At 34.6% G+C, this 19,042-nt stretch carries 12 protein-coding genes; 8 read left to right on the top strand and 4 right to left on the bottom strand.

What is annotated here, in order from left to right; all coding sequences use genetic code 11:
- Positions 1 to 7 precede the first annotated feature (7 nt).
- The 3 genes from AC6CHK_RS06490 to AC6CHK_RS06500 all read right to left on the bottom strand — a co-directional run bounded on the left by AC6CHK_RS06490 (position 8) and on the right by AC6CHK_RS06500 (position 4,789).
- Positions 8 to 2,203, bottom strand: coding sequence for a B12-binding domain-containing radical SAM protein (locus AC6CHK_RS06490; RefSeq protein ID WP_498094674.1), 2,196 nt, complete (start codon positions 2,201 to 2,203; stop codon positions 8 to 10).
- A 209-nt stretch (positions 2,204 to 2,412) separates the two neighbouring features.
- Positions 2,413 to 3,675, bottom strand: coding sequence for an aminotransferase class I/II-fold pyridoxal phosphate-dependent enzyme (locus tag AC6CHK_RS06495; RefSeq protein WP_498094676.1), 1,263 nt, complete (start codon positions 3,673 to 3,675; stop codon positions 2,413 to 2,415).
- Positions 3,676 to 3,751: 76 nt separating this feature from the next.
- Positions 3,752 to 4,789, bottom strand: coding sequence for a PLP-dependent cysteine synthase family protein (locus AC6CHK_RS06500; protein ID WP_498094678.1), 1,038 nt, complete (start codon positions 4,787 to 4,789; stop codon positions 3,752 to 3,754).
- A 222-nt stretch (positions 4,790 to 5,011) separates the two neighbouring features.
- Between AC6CHK_RS06500 and AC6CHK_RS06505 the strand changes: the two genes are divergently transcribed.
- From AC6CHK_RS06505 to AC6CHK_RS06540, 8 genes are all read left to right on the top strand, one after another.
- Positions 5,012 to 8,497, top strand: a complete 3,486-nt coding sequence (locus tag AC6CHK_RS06505; RefSeq protein ID WP_498094680.1) for a glycosyltransferase family 117 protein — start codon at positions 5,012 to 5,014, stop codon at positions 8,495 to 8,497.
- Between the two features lie 89 nt (positions 8,498 to 8,586).
- Positions 8,587 to 10,074 (top strand): DUF8728 domain-containing protein, encoded by a 1,488-nt coding sequence (locus AC6CHK_RS06510; protein ID WP_498094682.1) that lies wholly within the window; start codon positions 8,587 to 8,589, stop codon positions 10,072 to 10,074.
- 55 nt (positions 10,075 to 10,129) lie between these two features.
- Entirely contained in the window at positions 10,130 to 10,651 is a 522-nt protein-coding gene (locus AC6CHK_RS06515) for a DUF1697 domain-containing protein (protein WP_498094684.1), read from the top strand.
- A 196-nt stretch (positions 10,652 to 10,847) separates the two neighbouring features.
- Positions 10,848 to 11,657, top strand: a complete 810-nt coding sequence (kdsA, locus tag AC6CHK_RS06520) for a 3-deoxy-8-phosphooctulonate synthase (protein ID WP_498094686.1) — start codon at positions 10,848 to 10,850, stop codon at positions 11,655 to 11,657.
- A 42-nt stretch (positions 11,658 to 11,699) separates the two neighbouring features.
- On the top strand, positions 11,700 to 13,904 hold the full coding sequence (locus tag AC6CHK_RS06525) for a TonB-dependent receptor plug domain-containing protein (RefSeq protein WP_498094688.1): 2,205 nt from the start codon (positions 11,700 to 11,702) through the stop codon (positions 13,902 to 13,904).
- 130 nt (positions 13,905 to 14,034) lie between these two features.
- A complete protein-coding gene (locus tag AC6CHK_RS06530; RefSeq protein WP_498094690.1) occupies positions 14,035 to 14,412 on the top strand; it encodes an HYC_CC_PP family protein in 378 nt (125 codons plus the stop codon).
- A gap of 96 nt (positions 14,413 to 14,508) precedes the next feature.
- A complete protein-coding gene (locus AC6CHK_RS06535; RefSeq protein ID WP_498094692.1) occupies positions 14,509 to 14,982 on the top strand; it encodes a DUF3347 domain-containing protein in 474 nt (157 codons plus the stop codon).
- A 98-nt stretch (positions 14,983 to 15,080) separates the two neighbouring features.
- On the top strand, positions 15,081 to 17,840 hold the full coding sequence (locus tag AC6CHK_RS06540; protein ID WP_498094694.1) for a multicopper oxidase domain-containing protein: 2,760 nt from the start codon (positions 15,081 to 15,083) through the stop codon (positions 17,838 to 17,840).
- Between the two features lie 28 nt (positions 17,841 to 17,868).
- Here the strand turns inward: AC6CHK_RS06540 and AC6CHK_RS06545 are convergent, their stop codons facing one another.
- Positions 17,869 to 18,987 carry an FAD-dependent monooxygenase gene (locus tag AC6CHK_RS06545; RefSeq protein ID WP_498094696.1) on the bottom strand — a complete coding sequence of 373 codons (1,119 nt, stop codon included), beginning with the start codon at positions 18,985 to 18,987 and terminating at the stop codon, positions 17,869 to 17,871.
- Between the last annotated feature and the right edge of the window lie 55 nt (positions 18,988 to 19,042).

The following is a 19,042-nucleotide window of genomic DNA, read 5'->3' on the forward strand; positions in this document are numbered from 1 at the left end:
ATTTTATTTATAAGCTTAAAATAATTCCGTTTTCTTTCAACTGCTGCATTGGCTTTGAAAACCAAAACAATTCAAAATCTTCAAGATTTTCTTCAAACTGAACTTTAAGTTGCTGAAGTGTAATTCGTTTCGGGTTTTCAAAAGTGTTTTCTCTTAAAACTTTAATCAGCCATTCTCCTTTTTCCTGCTCCAAATCTACGGTTACAATATTCGTTTTCAGATGAAATGTAATTCGTGTGTACGCCCAAGAGTTTTGCTTTTTAGTTTTTGTGTAATTCTCAGCGATTACGTTTTTTGTTAAAAAAATAATTTTTGAATTTCCCTTAAACTTAAAATCATCATCTTCTAAAAGGCAATCATGAATGTAATCTGGATGAATTGTTGTTTTGGGAATTTTAAACTCAAACCAATTTTGCAGCGGCAATTCAAAATTAATTCCGTGCATATAATTGAATAAAGATTTTTTTAAGCCAAAACTAAATTTACTGTGATCGATTCCTGTTTTATCTGTAAAATCAATATCGTTATTGGCAAATAAAATTTCCTGTTTAATTGGTGTTACTCCAAATTCTTCCGGATTTTGCCCGACCGGGGAATGTGCCGTCATTGCAAACTGATGCCAAAATCCACTTTGCAGAATTCCCATTTCAAAAAGCTGACGAACCATTTCCAAAGAATCAACGGTTTCCTGAATGGTTTGAGTCGGGTAGCCGTACATCAGATAAGTGTGAACCATAATTCCGGCTTCGGTGAAATTTCGTGTAACTTGCGCAACCTGATCTACCGAAACGCCTTTGTCAATTAATTTTAGTAACCGATCGCTCGCCACTTCCAATCCGCCAGAAACCGCAACGCAACCGGAAAGTTTTAATAAAAAACATAAATCTCTGCTAAAACTTTTTTCAAATCGAATATTCGTCCACCAAGTTACAACCAGATTTCTTCGCAAAATTTCCAAAGCTACTTCACGCATCAAAGCCGGAGGTGCCGCTTCATCCACAAAATGAAATCCTGTTTCGCCGTTTGTTGCGATGAGTTCTTCCATTCTGTCAACTAAAATTTTCGCCGAAACCGGCTCGTAAAGCCTGATGTAATCTAATGAAATATCACAAAATGTACATTTCCCCCAATAGCAACCGTGGGCCATCGTCAATTTATTCCATCGTCCGTCGCTCCATAAGCTGTGCATTGGATTGGCGATTTCTATAACCGAAATATATTTATCTAATTGTAAATCAGTGTAATCTGGAGTTCCAACCTGAGCTTGTTTATAATCTTGTTTTATTGAATTATTTTTATAAATAACTTCTTCGTCTTCAATCAAAAATGTGCGTTTGAATTGAGATTCTTCACTTCGTTCAGAAAGACAGACGTTTTCATAAACCAATTCGATCGGAAGTTCGCCATCATCCAAAGTAATAAAATCAAAAAATTCAAATACTCTTTTATCTTTCACTTCTCGTAATTCAGTATTCGGAAAACCGCCGCCCATTGCAATTTTTATTTGCGGATAATTTTCTTTAATGAATTTTGAACATCGAAAAGCCGAATATAAATTCCCGGGAAAAGGAACTGAAAAACAAACCAATTTGGGCTGAATCAATTCTATTTTTTCTTTAAGTATTTTTAAAGTGATATTATCAATAAAAGTCTGATTATCATTTAGTTTTAAATATAAATCGTCGAAAGAATTAGCACTTTTCCCCAACCGTTCAGCATATCTGCTGAATCCAAAATCTGTATCGATATTTTCAACAATAAAATCTGACAAATCTTCTAAATATAATGTTGCCAAATGTTTGGCTTTATCCTGCAAACCCATATTCCCGAAAGCAAATTCCATATCATCCAACTGATTGAATCGTGAAGCTTCCGGCAAAAAATTCATCGAACAAATCTGTCTTGCCAAAGTTGGGTTTTTGTTCTGCAAAAATAGAATAACCTGATCGATGGTTTTGATGTATTCTTCTCTTAAAGCGAAAATTCGTTGAGAGTTTTCAGAAATATTTTTTAGGTCTAATTCTTTTGCAAAAATTCTTTGAATTCCTTCTTTTGAAAATAATTCCAAAATCACTTCAATTCCCAAATCAATTTGATAGCTTGATATATTTTTGGTGTTGAGAAAACCTTTGATATAAGCCGTTGCAGGATAAGGCGTGTTGAGTTGCGTGAAAGGCGGCGTGATAAGAAGAAGATCTTTCAAAAGTAATTTTTTGCAAAGTTATTTTAAATCTTTAAGAATCTACTTTATTTTGGAAAGTTTTGAACTTTAATATTTAATTTTTTATGCCACGAATACACGAATTTATTTAATGCACTCAAAAAAATATTTGTGTATTCGTGGCAAAAAAAGTAGAACAAAAAAACCGCTAGAAAATCTAACGGTTCTTATTATGTTTATTGAAAATCAAACTACATTTGTTTGTATTCGATATTCATTTGTTTTTCCATTTCTGCGTAAGCTCCAGAATCTAATTTTTCTTTGATGCCTTCAAAAGCAGCCAAAGTTTCATTAATTTCTGAGTCTGTATGCGAAGCAGTTGGGATTAATCTCAACAAAATCATTCCTTTTGGAATTACCGGATATACTACAACTGATGTGAATACTCCGTAATTTTCTCTTAAATCTTTTGCTAAAAGTGTTGCTTCAATTGTCGTTCCCTGAATGAAAACCGGTGTTACACAAGTATTTGTGTTTCCAAGGTTGAAACCTCTTTCTTTCAATCCGTTTTGAAGTTTATTTACGTTTTCCCATAATTTATCTTTAATTTCGGGACGAGTTCTTAACAATTCCAATCTTTTCAAACCTCCGATTACCATTGGCATTGTTAAAGATTTAGCAAAAATCTGAGAACGAAGATTATACTTTAAAAAACGAATGATTTTTTCGTCTCCAGAAAGAAATGCTCCAAAACCAGCCATTGATTTAGCAAAAGTTGAAAAGTAAACATCAATCTGATCTTGGCAACCTTGCTCTTCTCCAGCTCCGGCTCCAGTTTTACCTAAAGTTCCGAAACCATGCGCATCATCAACTAAAAGTCTGAAATTGAATTTAGATTTTAAATCACAAATTTCCTTTAGTTTTCCTTGCATTCCGCGCATTCCGAAAACACCTTCGGTAATCACTAAAATTCCGCCACCATTTTCTTCAGCAACTTTAGTTGCTCTTGCTAAGTTTTTTTCTAAACTGCCAATATCATTATGTTTGAAAGTAAAACTTTTTCCCATGTGAAGACGAACTCCATCTACGATACAAGCATGAGAATCTGCGTCATAAACGATTACGTCGTGTCTTGTAACCAAAGCGTCAATCGCAGAAACCATCCCTTGATAACCAAAATTTAAAAGATAAGCAGCTTCTTTTTGAGTGAATTCTGCCAATTCTTTTTCTAATTGTTGATGCTGTTCCGTTTCTCCCGACATTGCTCTTGCACCCATCGGGTAAAACATTCCGAATTCTGCAGCTGCTTTTGCATCAGCTTCTAAAACTTCGGGATGATTACAAAGACCTAAATAGTCATTTGCGCTCCAGAAAATTACATCTTTACCTTGAAATTTCATTCTTGGACCGATCGGACCTTCCAGTTTTGGGAAAACAAAATATCCTTCTGCATAATCTGCAAACTGTCCCAATGGACCTGGATTTTGTTTTATTCTTTCAAAAATATCTACCATTGTATTAGTAATTTTTATGTAAAAAAGCCTTTTGTGATCTACAAAAAAGGCTTGATTTGTGTCAGTTTAATATTTTTTATTTGATGAATTCTGTTTTGAAAACTTCATCGTAATTGTGAAAACAGTTGTTGATGAATCCCTGCTCCTCCATCCACTTGTCGCTGTATACTTTGGTAATATATCTCGAACCGTGATCCGGATAAATCATAACAACGAAATCGTTTTCTGTAAATTCATGTGATTGTGCATACTGAATCAATCCCTGAGTAACAGCTCCGGTCGTATAACCGCCCATTATTGCTTCTTTCAAAGCGATCTCACGGGTTCTGTAAGCAGACATTTCGTCGTTTACTCTTACAAATTCATCTACTTTATCAAAAAGCAGGGCAGAAGGAATCAAGTTTTTGCCCATTCCTTCAATTTGGTAAGGATGAACGTCTTCTTTATGAATTTTACCTGTTTCGTGATAGCTTTTCAGGATAGATCCGTCGGCGTCAACACCAATGATTTTAATATCGGGATTTTTTTCTTTTAAGAATTTAGCTGATCCGGATAATGTTCCTCCAGTTCCGGTACATGCAAAAAGGTGAGTAATTTTCCCTTCAGTCTGCTCCCAAATCTCAGGACCGGTGGTCTGATAATGGGCATCAATATTCAATTCATTAAAATATTGATTGATATAAACAGAATTTGGGGTTTCGGCAGCAATTCTTTTTGCTACTTCATAATATGATCTCGGGTCATTCGCAGGTACATTCGCAGGACATACATATACTGTAGCGCCAAGAGCTTTGAGATAAGCTATTTTTTCAGGCTTTGTTTTGTCACTTACTGCCAAAATACATTTGTATCCTTTGATGATACAAACCATGGCGAGTGAAAAACCTGTATTTCCAGAAGTGGTTTCCACAACTACAGAATCTTCTTTTAATAAACCTTTTTTCTCAGCGTTTTCAATGATATGAAGTGCGATTCTATCTTTAGTTGAATGTCCAGGATTATATGATTCTAACTTGGCATAAACTTTCGCAGGAATTTCTTTAGTTACCGTATTTAGTCTTACCAAAGGCGTGTTCCCAATTAAGCCAAGAATATTATCGTAAACATTACTCATTATTTGTTATTTTTCAATAAAAATCTGACCGCAAAAATACAAAAAAATAAATAATTTCTAAACTTTTACAAAATTATAAGTGTTCAAAGTAAAATTATCTGTTTTAAGGCCGTAATTGCAGCATCGAAATCTTGACAAAAAACAAGCCATATTTTTTAAATTTTGTTAAAATCAATATAAAATGATCTAAAAACCTTATTTTCGCATAATTGATTTTATACTATGAAAAACTGGACTTTTAGGCAATGGAACACCCTTCTCGGATGGGTAATTTTCGTCATTGCATTTTTCACGTACTTGTCAACAATAGAGCCCAACTTTAGTTTTTGGGATTGTGGGGAGTATATTTCGTCAGCCGTAAAATTAGAAGTGACACACGCCCCGGGAGCAGCCCTGTTCCAGATTGTAGGTGCTGTTGCTGCAATGTTTGCGTTTGGAAAAGGTGAAAATTATTCTATTGTGATTAATGGAATGTCTGCATTATTCAGTGCGTTTACCATTCTTTTTCTGTTCTGGACGATCACCCATTTTGTAAGAAGACTTCTTAATAAAGATTTTGAAGAAGTAACAAAGCACCAGGAAATTGCTATTCTTTTTGCAGGAGTTATTGGTTCTCTTTGCTTTACATTTTCGGACAGTTTTTGGTTTTCTGCGGTAGAAGGAGAAGTGTACTCAATGGCTTCTTTATTTATAGCGCTTTTGGTATGGCTGATCACGAAATGGGAAAATGAATACCTTGAGAAAGACAATGAAAGATGGATTATTTTAATTTTCTTTATTGTCGGCCTTTCTGTAGGAGTTCACATGATGTGTATGTTGGCAATTCCGGCAGTTTGTTTAGTATATTATGCAAGAAATTATGAGTTTACCTGGAAAAACTTTCTTTGGGCAAATGTAATTACGTTGGGAATACTAATTATTGTTTTCAAAATTATTTTCCCGGTAATCATGTCATTATTCGGAAAGCTGGAAATATTCTTTGTAAATGGTCTCGATCTTCCTTTCCATTCAGGTACGATTGCAGGCTTCATTATATTGGTTGCGATCTGCTATTTCATTATTAAATACGCCAGAAAGGCAAAAAAGAATATATATCAGACGATTGCATTGTCTGTAGTTTATATGATGATCGGTTTTTCTTGCTGGATGGTAATTCCGATCAGAGCAAACGCTAATCCGCCAATGAACCTGAACGATCCCGATACTGCAATTGGTATGCTCGATTATTACAACAGAGAGCAATATGGTGACTGGCCTACAATTTATGGTCAAAATTATACTGCATTTTTAGATAATAGCGGGATTGAAAAGAATGAAGACGGAAGTTTTAAAACAACCAAAACAGGAGAAATTTACGAAAAAGACGAAAAGACGGGAATGTACAGAAAAACCGGCGACCGTTTCAATTATGTCTTCAACAAATCTCATGTGAGCTTTATGCCAAGGATGTTTAATGAAGATAAAGGCGTGATGGCCAATTACATTTCCATGTACGGAGCGCCTGATTTTACATTTAATTATGACAATGAAGATGCTGCAAACAGCCCTGAAGCTAAACAAATTTTTGATGAGCTTAGAACTAAATATGAAAATAAATCAATTACCGTTCAGGATTATTTAGATGTAAAGCGTTACGAAATAATTACCGTTCAAAGACCTTCTTTGGCTCAGAATATGGATTATTTCATTACATTCCAAAACGGATATTATTTTATAAGATACCTGATGTGGAATTTTGTCGGAAGACAGAATGACCTTGAAGGAAACAGCGAAAATACACGAGGAAACTGGATTTCGGGAATTCCTTTTGTAGACAACGCTTTGTGGGGAAATCAGGATGCAATGCCTGCGAAATTCCAAAATGAAAGCACGGTAGCATTTTTCTTTTTACCATTATTATTAGGATTATTGGGATGCTATTTCCAGTTCATGAAAGATTTTGGAAGGTTTTATGCGATACTTTCGTTGTTTGTTTTGACGAGCGTTGGTATTGTTTTTTACACCGGAATGAAGCCTTTTGAGCCTCGAGAAAGAGATTATGCATTGGTGGGCTCCTTTTACGCATTCGCCGTCTGGATTGGCCTCGGAGCCGGAGCTATTCTCTGGTATCTACAGTCGAAAGTGAAATCGAATGCCGCCAATATCGCTTTTGGTGTGATTTTATTAGGCGTCCCTTTGATGATGGGCTTCCAGAATTATAATGTTCATGACAGAAGTGAAAGATATGCGGCTTATGATTATTCATATTCAGTTTTAAAATCTTTACCGAAAAATGATATTTTATTCGTTTATGGTGATAACGACACTTATCCGGTTTGGGCAATGCAGGAAACGGAAAGATTCCGAGATGACGTAAAAGTGGTCAACTTTACGCTTCTTTCAACGCCATGGAATATCGATCAGGTAAAAAGAAAAACATATAACGCTGAGCCGATTCCAAGTCAGCTGACGCATGAAGATTACAGAGACGGAGTAAATGATCAGATTTATTTAATGAAAAAAGAAGACTGGCAGAGCGTGCTTGGTAATCTTAAAGAAGCCGGAACGCCGGATAATCTTTTGCAGCCGTTTGAGAAATATCTTGTTCAGGATTCTATGACTTTAAAAGAAGCAGTGAATTTCCTTAAGATAAAATCTCCTGAAAAAGATGAAATTTTAAAAATGATCTTTGGAGAAGCACGTTTCGAAAAGTACAATTTCCTTCCTGTAACCAAATTTATTTTACCGGTAAACAAAGAAAATGCAGTAAAAGCCGGAATTATCAATGCATCTGATTTGCCAAACACAGTTGATCAGATCATGATTGATTACAAAGCGAGCACATTATATAAGAATAACCTGATTATGTTTGATCTTTTGGCCAATTTCGACTGGAAACGTCCGATCAATTTTTCTTCGGGAGGTGTTTACGAAAGTGAAAATATTTTCTTTTTGGATGAATATCTTCAGTTTGATGGTTTCAGTTACAGATTAATACCGATTCATACGCCAAGAAGCAACGATGGAGAAATGGGCAGAGTAGATGCAAACTCTCTTTACAATGTTGTGAAAAACTTCAAATGGGGCAACTTCAAAGACTTGAATGTTCATTTTGATGAAACAGCAACATCCAATATTATAAGTTACAGAAGCGCAGCGAGCAGAGCAGCGGCAGCATTGGCGTTATCCGGACAGAAAGGTAAAGCCTTAGAATTGCTTGATTTAGCTGCAAAAGAAATTCCTGCTGAAAAATACAATGATCCACGTTCTTTAAGCTCGATGGTTTATGGATATATCATTGCCGGGCAGGAGCAAAAGGCATTAAAATTAGCAGAAATCCTTAAAAAAGGAATTTTCGAGGAATATGATTATTATCTGACATTGAGCAAAGAAAATCAAAGATATGTCGGCAGACAGATGAGATCAAAACCAATGGAATATTCTCTTGTAGTAACCGCCGTTACAGACGCTTATAAAAAAATAGGGCAAGACGAGAAAGCGTATTCTTACTTGGTGAAATCTATAGAGCCGATTGATAAGAAGTTCAATGTTTTCATAAAAGATCTTCAGCAGATGGGCAAAGAAAAAGCAATGAAAGAATCTGAAAATGTACAGAAAATCACGCCTTTCTACCAATATTTGTTTGATATTATGGAACCTTTCGATTCCACTTATTCGAAAGAAAAAGAAGATCAGATAACGACAGCAATTATTAAAGCGACACAGTAAAATCATTATAAAAACGGGACTTCGGTTCCGCTTTTTATTGTTGATATTCAGGAATATTAAATTTATATTTGTACAACAAAAAAAAGGTAATGCCCCAAAACACAAACAAAAACCTCCCGATTTATGCTGTGCTCTTTGCAGTGATTGCAAAACTTTATTTTTTATTGACTCACCATATTCAGGAAGATGCTTTTATCACTTGGCGCGTTGCACAGAATTTGATGGATTATGGTGTGATCGGTTTCAACGGAGATACCAAAATTTCGGCCTCGACGACGCATTTATATGTTTTTGTTTCTTATTTATTCAATTTAATTTTTGGTAAAGAAAACTTTATAGAACCTCTTTTGATTCTGAATACCATTCTTTTTACCATCGGAAGTTTATTGCTTTCGCATTTATTATTTAAAAATGTTTGGCATAAAGCTATTTTCATCTTTTTATTCGGTCTTTTGCCGCCTGCCATAAAAATTTCAATTCTCGGAATGGAATACGGAATTTTGTTTTTCCTTGAAATGGCTTTGCTGTATTATGGTTTTAAAAAAGAAAAAAAATGGGCTTTCCTGGTTCTTCCGCTATTGATTTTATTTACAAGAATTGATACGGCAATTTTTCTCGGAATTGTTTTTTTAGTTGATACTTTCTGGAATAAAAAAATCAGATGGAATTATGTTTTTGGAGGAATTTTAGCAGTTTTGGGAGTTTTGGCTTTTAATTGGTTTTATTTTGGCGAATTGATAAATAATACAATTTCAGCTAAAAAACTGGCTTATGAAAAACCGTTTACATTTGCGCAGAATTGGGATTATTTCAGGTTAAATTACGGAAACTTTTGGGGAATGTTTAAAGTTCCCGGAGGTTTCAATCCAATCACGATTTTGGTAGCGATATTTGAATTATTGTGTTTTATTTACATAATCAGACAAAGAGAAAAAAGAAACTATTTTTTATGGATTATCTTTCTTTTTGCCTGGGCCAAACAATTGATTTTTCTTTCACAAAAAAGCCTTTTCGATTGGTATTACTGGATTCCGCAAATATTACTTTTTGTACCGGTTTTTATTTTTGTTTTGGAGCAGAAAGTCAAAAGAAATCTTTGGCTAAGCTTATTAATTATATTTTATATTGTACCAATGCTGGCTTTTCAGACTTTGCATTCTATTGCAACAGGAAACGGCGAATGGAACTACAGAAGATCGATCGGATTGTTTTTAGACCTTTATGAAAAAGACAAAAATCAATGGATTTTACTCGAGCCGGCCGGATATATTCCTTATTTTTCAGGTTTAAAAACAATTGATGAAATTGGCTTGGTTGATAAGCAGATTCAGGAAGAAATTAAAAAAGACAAACCAAATTATTGGCTTAATACCGTGAAAAAAAGAAAGCCAAAATATCTTCTTGCTTACGATGATTTATTTGAAGGAAAAGATGCTGCTTATTACAAAACACATTATATATTATTAAATGAATTTCGCATAAAAGATCATCTGAAAAGCGATAACAAAATTCTGGAAAAAATCTACAAATTGAAACCTTCCGGAACTGATTATAATTTGTATGTGAAAATCAAATAATTTAAGCTTTAAATTTAGAGATTCAAAAATCTGCACTTCAATCTAAATCCTAAAAATGAAATACTGTGCATTTCTCCGCGGCGTCAATGTGAAAGGAACCAATATGAAAATGGCCGAAGTCTGTGAGGTTTTCAAAAAAGCCGGAATGACGGATGTAGTTTCAATTCTGGCATCGGGAAATATTGTTTTTACTTCGGATAAAAAAGCTGAAGATTTAAAAGTTATTCTTGAAAAAGCAATGTCAGAACATTTCAATTATGAAGCTTATTTATTTGTGAAATCTCAGGAAGAAACCGAAATGTTTTGGAATTCCAATCCATTTGATAAAAATGCCGATTTGCATGTTTACACATTTGTTGGACACAATGAAGTTGAAAAAGTTTTGATGAAAGAATTTGAAAACGCCACAAAAACCGAAAACGAAAAAGCCGAAATTATAAACGGAATTTTTTATTGGCAGGTTCCAAAAGGAAATACTTTAGATTCTAAATTCGGAAAAGTTTTAGGTAAAAAAAGTCTGAAAGACCAGTTTACAAGCAGGAATATTAATACTTTTGAGAAGATATTGAAGAAATAGCCACGAATTCACGAATTTGATTGGTTATTATTTTCTTTTAATTTATTCTTCATGCATCAACCATATTAAAAATTCGTGAATTCGTGGCAAAAAAATTGCTAGAATCATTTTAAATAGTATAAATATTAGCAGAATAAATAATTTCCAATTCTGAAACATTATAAGTATTTTTACTGAACTTTTTAATTCAAATAAAATGATTCAGTATTTAGAAAACATACAACACAAAGATTCGAAAAACTTTTTCCTTATTGCCGGTCCGTGCATCATCGAAGGAGAAGATATGGCGTTGAGAATTGCCGAAAAAGTAATTGAATTGACTAATAAATATAACATTCCCTATATTTTCAAAGGAAGTTTTAAAAAAGCAAACCGAAGCAGAGTTGATTCTTTCACCACAATTGGCGAAGAAAAGTCTCTTGAAATTCTTAAAAAAGTAGGTGAAACATTCAACATTCCAACCACAACAGATATTCACGAAAACGAACATGCGGCATTGGCGGCGCAATATGTTGATGTTTTGCAGATTCCTGCATTTTTGGTGCGTCAGACCGATCTTTTGGTTGCGGCAGCAAAAACTGGAAAATGTGTTTCACTAAAAAAAGGACAGTTTCTTTCCCCGGAATCAATGAAATTTGCCGTTCAGAAAGTTACAGATTCCAATAATCAGAAAGTGGCAATCATTGAAAGAGGAAATTCTTTTGGATATACAGATTTAATAGTTGATTACAGGGGAATTCCGACAATGAGAGAATATGCTCCGGTAATTCTGGATGTGACGCATTCTCTTCAGCAACCGAACCAAAGCTCAGGAGTTACCGGCGGAAGACCGGATTTGATAGAAACCGTGGCCAAAGCAGGAATCGCGGTGGGCGCAGACGGAATTTTTATTGAAACACATCCAACACCCGAAACGGCCTTGTCTGATGGCGCCAATATGTTAAGACTCGATTTATTAGAAAATTTATTACAAAAATTAACAAGAATTAGAGAATCTATACTATAATTGTTAAAAAATACTTATTTTTAGAATTCTAAAATATTTCTTTTGAAAAAGCTAGTTTTACCACTGAGCCTTATGGTTCCCATGTTAGTATTTTCGCAAACTAAAAAACGAGATACAACGCGAACGACAGATATAGAGGAAGTGATTTTCCAGAAAAAAGTAACCGGGCAAACCAATGACCTTACGACGGTGAAAATATCTGCAAAAGATGCTCAGAATGTTGCGAGCATTTCCGGAGGCATCGAAGGAATCATTAAAACCTTACCTTCTGTAAACTCAAATACAGAATTGTCTTCCCAGTACATGGTGCGTGGCGGAAACTATGATGAAAACCTGATCTATATTAATGATATTGAGATTTACAGACCTTTTCTGATCAGAAATTCTCAGCAGGAAGGTTTAAGTATCATCAATCCGGATATGGTTTCAACGGTAAATTTCTCTGCCGGAGGTTTTGAGCCGAGATATGGTGATAAAATGTCTTCAGCTTTAAATATTTATTACCGCGAACCAGAAAAAACTGAAGTTTCAGGCGAAGCAAGCTTGATCGGAGGAAGATTGACAGCCGGTTTAGCTTCAAAAAATAAAAAATTAACAGCTCTTTTTTCAGGAAGATACAGAAACACCAATCTGGTCTTGAATACTCTGAATGAAGACACCGATTTTAATCCTACTTATTACGATTTTCAGACGTATCTTAATTATCACTTGAATGATAAGTTTACATTTTCATTTATCGGGTATTATTCTAAAAACGATTATGAAATGGTTCCCAAAGAAAGAAGCGTAGATTTTGGAACTGTTCAAAGGCCGATTAATCTTACCGTTTTTTATAATGGTAAAGAAAATGATATGTATAAAAATATGATGGGCACATTTTCGATGAATTATAAGCCGTCGGATAAATGGAGATTTACATTAGACAGTTTTGCCTATCAAAACAGAGAAAGAGAATATTATACGATAGCGTCAAGCTATATTTTGCAGACATTTGACCCGATTACGGGAGATCCAATCACTTCTTATGATGTAGGCGGACAAATTGAGCATGCAAGAAATGATCTTTTTGTAAGAACTTACGGAACACAGTTAAGGACGCGTTTTTCACCTAATGTAAATACGGATATTGAAGTTGGTTTCAAGTTTGAAAAAGAAAATCTCCGTGATCTCACCAACGAATGGAAATTGGTAGACTCTTCCGGATACAGCACTCCGAGGCCTTTGGATGATCCGAGATTTCCGGACGCTTCAGAACTGGATCTTTTTTACAGCATTGCAGGAAATAATCATATTGAGCCGACAAGAATATCCGCTTATGCACAATATTCGCAGAAGTTTTTCTGGGGGTCAAGCAAAGTTTTTGTAAATGCCGGAGCGAGAGTTGCCCATTGGAGCTTCAATGATGAAACTATTTTTTCGCCAAGAGCTCAATTTGCCATAAAACCGGATTGGAACACTGATATGTTGTTCAAGCTTTCGGGAGGTATTTATTATCAGGCGCCATTTTATAAGGAAATAAAAGACTTAAACGGAAATTTTAATCCAAATATAAAATCCCAGCGTTCTATTCAGGCAATTTTGTCCAATGATTTTGAATTTGAATTTGAAAATCGTCCTTTCAAGCTGACAACGGAAGCTTATTATAAGAAAATGGATAATCTGATTCCTTATTATATGGATAATGTGAGAATTCGTTATTCCGGTAAAAATAATGCGTCTGGTTATGCTTACGGGATTGATACACGATTGTTTGGAGAATTTGTTCCAGGTGTAGATTCTTGGTTATCTGCTAGTTATGCGCGAATTTACGAAAATATTGATGGAAGAGGAGATATTCCGAGACCAACCGATCAGAGATTCAGGTTTGCGATGTTTTATCAGGATTATATGCCGAAATTTCCTTCAATGCGTGTCAATTTAACATTGACGTATGCTTTGGGATTGCCAAACGGAGCACCGGTTTTCACGGATCCTTATCAATATCAGAAAACTTTGCCATCTTATAAAAGAGTTGACATCGGACTTTCAAAAGTTTTTATTGATTCTAAAGCTAAAAAGCAAACGTATGGCTTCTGGAGTAATTTTGATGAATTGATTTTAGGTGTGCAGGTTTTCAACGCATTTAACATCAATAATACTGTTTCCAACCAATGGATTACGGATTCAAATACCAATTTAATGTATCCTGTGCCTGTGCGTCTGACGGGAAGATTCTTTAATGTGAAGCTTGAGTTTAAGATTAAATAATTATACTTAAATCTGAAATAAATAAAACTTCTGAAATTTTCAAGAGTTTTTTATTTGCCGAATTTTATAACAACAATACAAAATAATATAACAACCGTTTCCCGGATATTTCTAACTTTGCTGAAGCATAATGAAAAAGTTTCTAGCCATAATATTTTCTGTTTTCTACTTCGGTTTCTCTTCCGGAGCGGTTTTCAGCGTTCATTATTGTATGGAAGAGTTGGCTTCTGTAAGCCAGAAAGTGGATGATATCTGCAGCAAATGCGGTGTAAAAACTAAAAAAGACTGTTGCAAAACAGAAGTGAAAATTGTAAAAGTAGATGATTCTCAAAAATCGTCTTTTCTGAAAATTGATTTCTTAAAACAAATTCAAGATGTAAAAAATCATCAGTTTTTCTTTGTTGACAGGTCTTTTTCGACTACAAAATTTACTCAGATTCAAATCAATGCACCACCGGAAAATCGGACGGTTCCTATTTTTATCGATCATTGTAATTTTAGAATTTAAAATTAGTCTGTCGTTTGGTTTGTCAAATAATTACGAACGAAACGGTTTGTCGCAATATGCGATTTAAATAAATTCTTAATTCTAAATTTTAAAACAATGAAAAATTATATTATCACAGCAGTATTCTCTTTATTTTCAATTATTTCCATTTCTGCACAGTCAAAATCTGATGTTCAGGTTTCAAAATTATATCAAAATTACATTGCTATAAAATCTGCTTTAGCGTCTGATGATGCAGATAAAACTTCAAAAGCAGCTTCAGAATTCATAAAAACAGCTTCTACAATTGATTATAAAGTTGTTTCGGAAGGAAATATAAATATTCTGAGAAAAGATGCAACCATAATTTCCGAAGCCAGAAATATTGCAGCCCAAAGAGAAACTTTCTACAATCTTTCTGATAATATGATAGGTTTGGCAAAACAGTTTAAAGTTTCAAAAAGACCGGTTTATATTCAGTATTGTCCAATGGCGGATGGAAGTTGGTTGAGCGACGAAAAGAAAATCGTAAATCCTTATTACGGCAGCTCAATGCTTTCTTGTGGAAGTGTAAAATCTGAACTTAAATAGTTAAATGTATTTATCTGTAAATAATAAGTTGTGTTGTTTAAGTTAAATTAACTTTACTATTTGATTTAAACTTTCACTTCACATAAATAAGAAATATTATGAAAAAAATCATTTTATTTCTGATGATTTTATTCTCTATTTTCAGCTTTGCACAAACAACAAAAACGTTTTACACCTGTCCGATGGATAAGGAAGTTATTTCTTCCAAGCCGGGAAACTGCCCGAAATGCGGAATGACTTTAGTCAAAAAAACAGTTGTTGTAAAACCGAAAACTGTACAGAAACCGACTGTAAAGCCAGTCCAGAAAATAGAGAAAAAAGCTTCAGAAATTAAAAATAAGGCTAAAATTGAGAAAAAGGTTGACGTTAAAAAGGTAAAAACAGATAAAGCTAAAATAAATACGCCTAAAAAAAAGGTTCAAACTTTATCTAAACCTCAAACTGAGCTTCAAACCCAATACACTTGTCCGATGCATCCCGAAGTAATTTCCAAAAAACCCGGAAAATGTCCGAAATGCGGAATGGATTTAGTGGAAAAAGAAAATCATTTTCAAGAAACTACTGAAAACAAAAAGGAAAAAGAAACAAAGCTTAAAAGAAATTCTGAAAACGGAAAAATTAGCTTTGGCGGAAAAACCGTGCGGTATGATCTTTATGTAAAAGATACGATCGTAAATTTTACCGGAAATAACCGAAGAGCAATTGCCGTAAACGGGAAACTGCAGGCTCCGACTTTGTATTTTACAGAAGGAGATACCGCAGAAATTTACCTTCACAATATGCTCAAAGAAAATACCGGGTTTCACTGGCACGGCGTGATTTTGCCAAACGAGCACGACGGAGTTCCTTATTTGACGACAAAGCCTGTAAAACCGGGAGAAACACATTTATATAAATTTAAAGTTTCTCAAAACGGAACATATTGGTATCATTCTCATGATGGTTTGCAGGAACAAATTGGCATGAACGGAATTTTAGTTTTCAACAAAAGAGAAGGTGAGCCAAGAGTTGAATTTACCAAAGAGATTCCTGTATTGTTGGGGGATTGGAGCGATGAAGATCCGATGCAGATCGCAAGACGTTTGCACATGGCCAATACAGATTGGTATGCCATTAAGAAAAATGCTGTTCAAAGTTATTGGGAAGCCATAAAGTCCGGGAGTTTAGGTACAAAAGTCTTGAATGAATGGAAGAGGATGGAAGCAATGGATGTGAGTGATGTTTATTATGATAAATTTCTCATCAACGGGCAGCCGAGTTCAGATTATTCAGATTTAAAAGCTGGTGATAAAGTAAGGTTGAGAGTTGCCAACGGAGGCTCGTCTACTTATTTTTGGCTGAACTTCGGAGGCGGAAAAATAAAAGTGATCGGAAATGACGGAAATGATGTGGTTCCTGTGGAAGTCGATCGTTTGATTGTCGGAGTTTCAGAAACTTATGATATTGAAGTGACCATTCCTGAAAATAAAAGCTTTGAATTTCGTGCCACTTCAGAAGACAGAATCGGTCATGCTTCGCTTTGGCTGGGTTCAGGTGAAAAAATAGAAGCGCCAAATTTACCACGATTAATGCTTTTTGAAGGAATGAAAATGATGAATGGAATGATGAAAATGAGCGGAAATATGAAGCCGATGAATATGACGATGGGAAATCAAATGATGGACATGAATGAAGTAATGTATCCGGAACTTACTGAAAGCCAACGTAAAATGACAATGAAGCATATGAATGAAATGATGGGAATTAAGGGCAAAGAAGTTGAAAAAGAAGATCATTCAAATCATTCGGGAACTGAAATGAAAGAAGAAAAATCAATCAAAAGGCTTTCATATAATGTTTTAAAATCTCCTGAAAAAACAATTCTACCGACTGAAAATGTTAGAGAATTAAAGTTTACTTTGGAAGGAAATATGAATCATTATTTGTGGACTTTAGATAACAAAACGGTTACAGAAACAGATAAAATTTTGGTGAAAAAAGGTGAAATTTTGAGGATTACGATGTACAACAATTCGATGATGCGACATCCGATGCACCTTCACGGTCATGATTTTAGATTGATTAATTCAAAAGGAGAATATTCGCCGCTGAAAAATGTAGTCGATATCATGCCGATGGAAACCAATACGATAGAATTTGCAGCTAATCAGGATGGTGACTGGTTTTTTCACTGTCATATTTTATATCACATGATGGCAGGAATGGGAAGGGTTTTTAGTTATGAAAATTCAGAACCAAATCCCCAGCTTCCGAATAGAAAACTGGCTTGGAAGGATTTTATGAAAGACAACAGAATGATAAGCTCGATGGCGATGCTTGACATCAACAGCAATAAAATTCATGCAGAAACAATGACGATGTTCGGGCCACGATGGGCGAATCTGAACGAGTTTCATTCTAACTGGAATTTTGACCATTTTGACGGAAACTTTAAAGTCGGAAGATTTCTTGGGAAATTTCAATGGGCTTTACCGTATGTCGGCTTCAGGATTCAGAAATCTCATGAAATCATGGAAGCAAGAATGGCTGAAGAATTGGGAATGGAAAGTCATGGTAAAAAGACATGGTTTGGACAAAATAAAGTCCCGAAAAACAGGAATTCTTTCATTATCGGAGCGCAATATCTTTTGCCAATGCTTATTACAGCCGATGCAAGTGTTGACCACAACGGAAAAGTTTTGTTGGAGTTGAGTAGGGAAGATATTCCGATTTCAAGACGAATAAGAGGGAATTTTAGCCTTAATTCAGATGGACAATTTACGACCGGATTACGTTATATTTTACAGAAATGGTTGTCTGTTTCAGGGAATTATGATAATGAAATGGGTTGGGGAGCCGGAATTACTTTGACTTATTAAAAGAAGGGAACTCAAATTGAGTTCCTTTTTATATTTCAAGGTTTAGAATCTTTTCCACTATCTTCTGATTAAGGCTTTCAGGAATCGAACGCATTAGAAAATTTCTGATTTGATTTCCTTTTTCCCATTGAGAAATCTTCCCGATTGTCCAACTGTTTTTAACAATGTAACCGACTTTTTTTCTTCTTATTTTTTGAAACTCTTCAAAAACCGAATTGAAGTTTTGACTTTTCTCTAATAATTTTCCAATGACATAAGCATCTTCAATCGATTGACAAGCACCTTGACCCATATTCGGAGTGGTTGCATGAGCTGCATCGCCAATCAAACAGAGATTTTCAGTATACCATTTTGGAAGAGGAGTGAGGTCGATAATATCATTCAGAATAATTTTTTCCGGGTTTGTTGCTTCTAAAATTTCCAAAACCAATGAGTCAAAGCCTTTGAAGGTTTCAATTAAATCGAGGTTTTCTCTGAATTTATTTTCATTCACCAAAGCGTACCAATAGACTTTTTGCTCTGAAATCTTTACAAAACCAAAACGTTTTCCTTTTCCCCAGACTTCCAACGCATGATGATTGTATTTTTCGGGAAGATTAAAATCAGTTAAGCCGCGCCAACATTTTTGCCCGGCATTTCGGATTTTTCCAGTTCTTAAAATCTGATTTCTGACTTTGGAATGAATTCCATCGGCTCCGAAAACAATATTACTTTCTACCGTAAAACCGTTTTCAAATTCTAAAAGATAATTTTCTTTCTTTTGGATTTGCTGTAAAGAATGATTAAGTTTTATCCTTTCAAAACCTAAATTTTCAGTTAAAATGTTTTGAAGTTCTGCTCTGTGAATCGTAACATTACAAGAATTGAATTTCTTTTCTAAAGCTAAAACATTTGTTGTAGAAATGGTTTTCAGTTTTTCATCCGTAATAAATATTCCATGAATTTTATTTCCTCTGTTTTCAATTTTGTCTTTTAATCCCAGTTTATCGAAAATCTGCATCGCATTGACTGCCATCATAATTCCGGCTCCGACGGGTTTTATTTCAGGTGCAGATTCATAAATGGTAAAATCTAAATTCTGTTGTTTAAGGATATTTCCTAGTGTTAACCCCCCAATTCCTGCTCCGATAATTGAAATTTGATTCATTTGATGATTTTTAGTTTTGCTTTTAAAATTTATTAGCCACGAATACACGAATAAT

This window comes from Chryseobacterium sp. GQ58 (assembly GCF_059758895.1).

What these genes read in the sequence shown, in the direction of transcription:
- AC6CHK_RS06495 (WP_498094676.1), bottom strand. Translation starts at nt 3,675, where the DNA reads ATGGTAGATATTTTTGAAAGAATAAAACAAAATCCAGGTCCATTGGGA.
- AC6CHK_RS06500 (WP_498094678.1), bottom strand. Translation starts at nt 4,789, where the DNA reads ATGAGTAATGTTTACGATAATATTCTTGGCTTAATTGGGAACACGCCT.
- AC6CHK_RS06505 (WP_498094680.1), top strand. Translation starts at nt 5,012, where the DNA reads ATGAAAAACTGGACTTTTAGGCAATGGAACACCCTTCTCGGATGGGTA.
- AC6CHK_RS06510 (WP_498094682.1), top strand. Translation starts at nt 8,587, where the DNA reads ATGCCCCAAAACACAAACAAAAACCTCCCGATTTATGCTGTGCTCTTT.
- AC6CHK_RS06515 (WP_498094684.1), top strand. Translation starts at nt 10,130, where the DNA reads ATGAAATACTGTGCATTTCTCCGCGGCGTCAATGTGAAAGGAACCAAT.
- kdsA (WP_498094686.1), top strand. Translation starts at nt 10,848, where the DNA reads ATGATTCAGTATTTAGAAAACATACAACACAAAGATTCGAAAAACTTT.
- AC6CHK_RS06530 (WP_498094690.1), top strand. Translation starts at nt 14,035, where the DNA reads ATGAAAAAGTTTCTAGCCATAATATTTTCTGTTTTCTACTTCGGTTTC.
- AC6CHK_RS06535 (WP_498094692.1), top strand. Translation starts at nt 14,509, where the DNA reads ATGAAAAATTATATTATCACAGCAGTATTCTCTTTATTTTCAATTATT.
- AC6CHK_RS06540 (WP_498094694.1), top strand. Translation starts at nt 15,081, where the DNA reads ATGAAAAAAATCATTTTATTTCTGATGATTTTATTCTCTATTTTCAGC.
- AC6CHK_RS06545 (WP_498094696.1), bottom strand. Translation starts at nt 18,987, where the DNA reads ATGAATCAAATTTCAATTATCGGAGCAGGAATTGGGGGGTTAACACTA.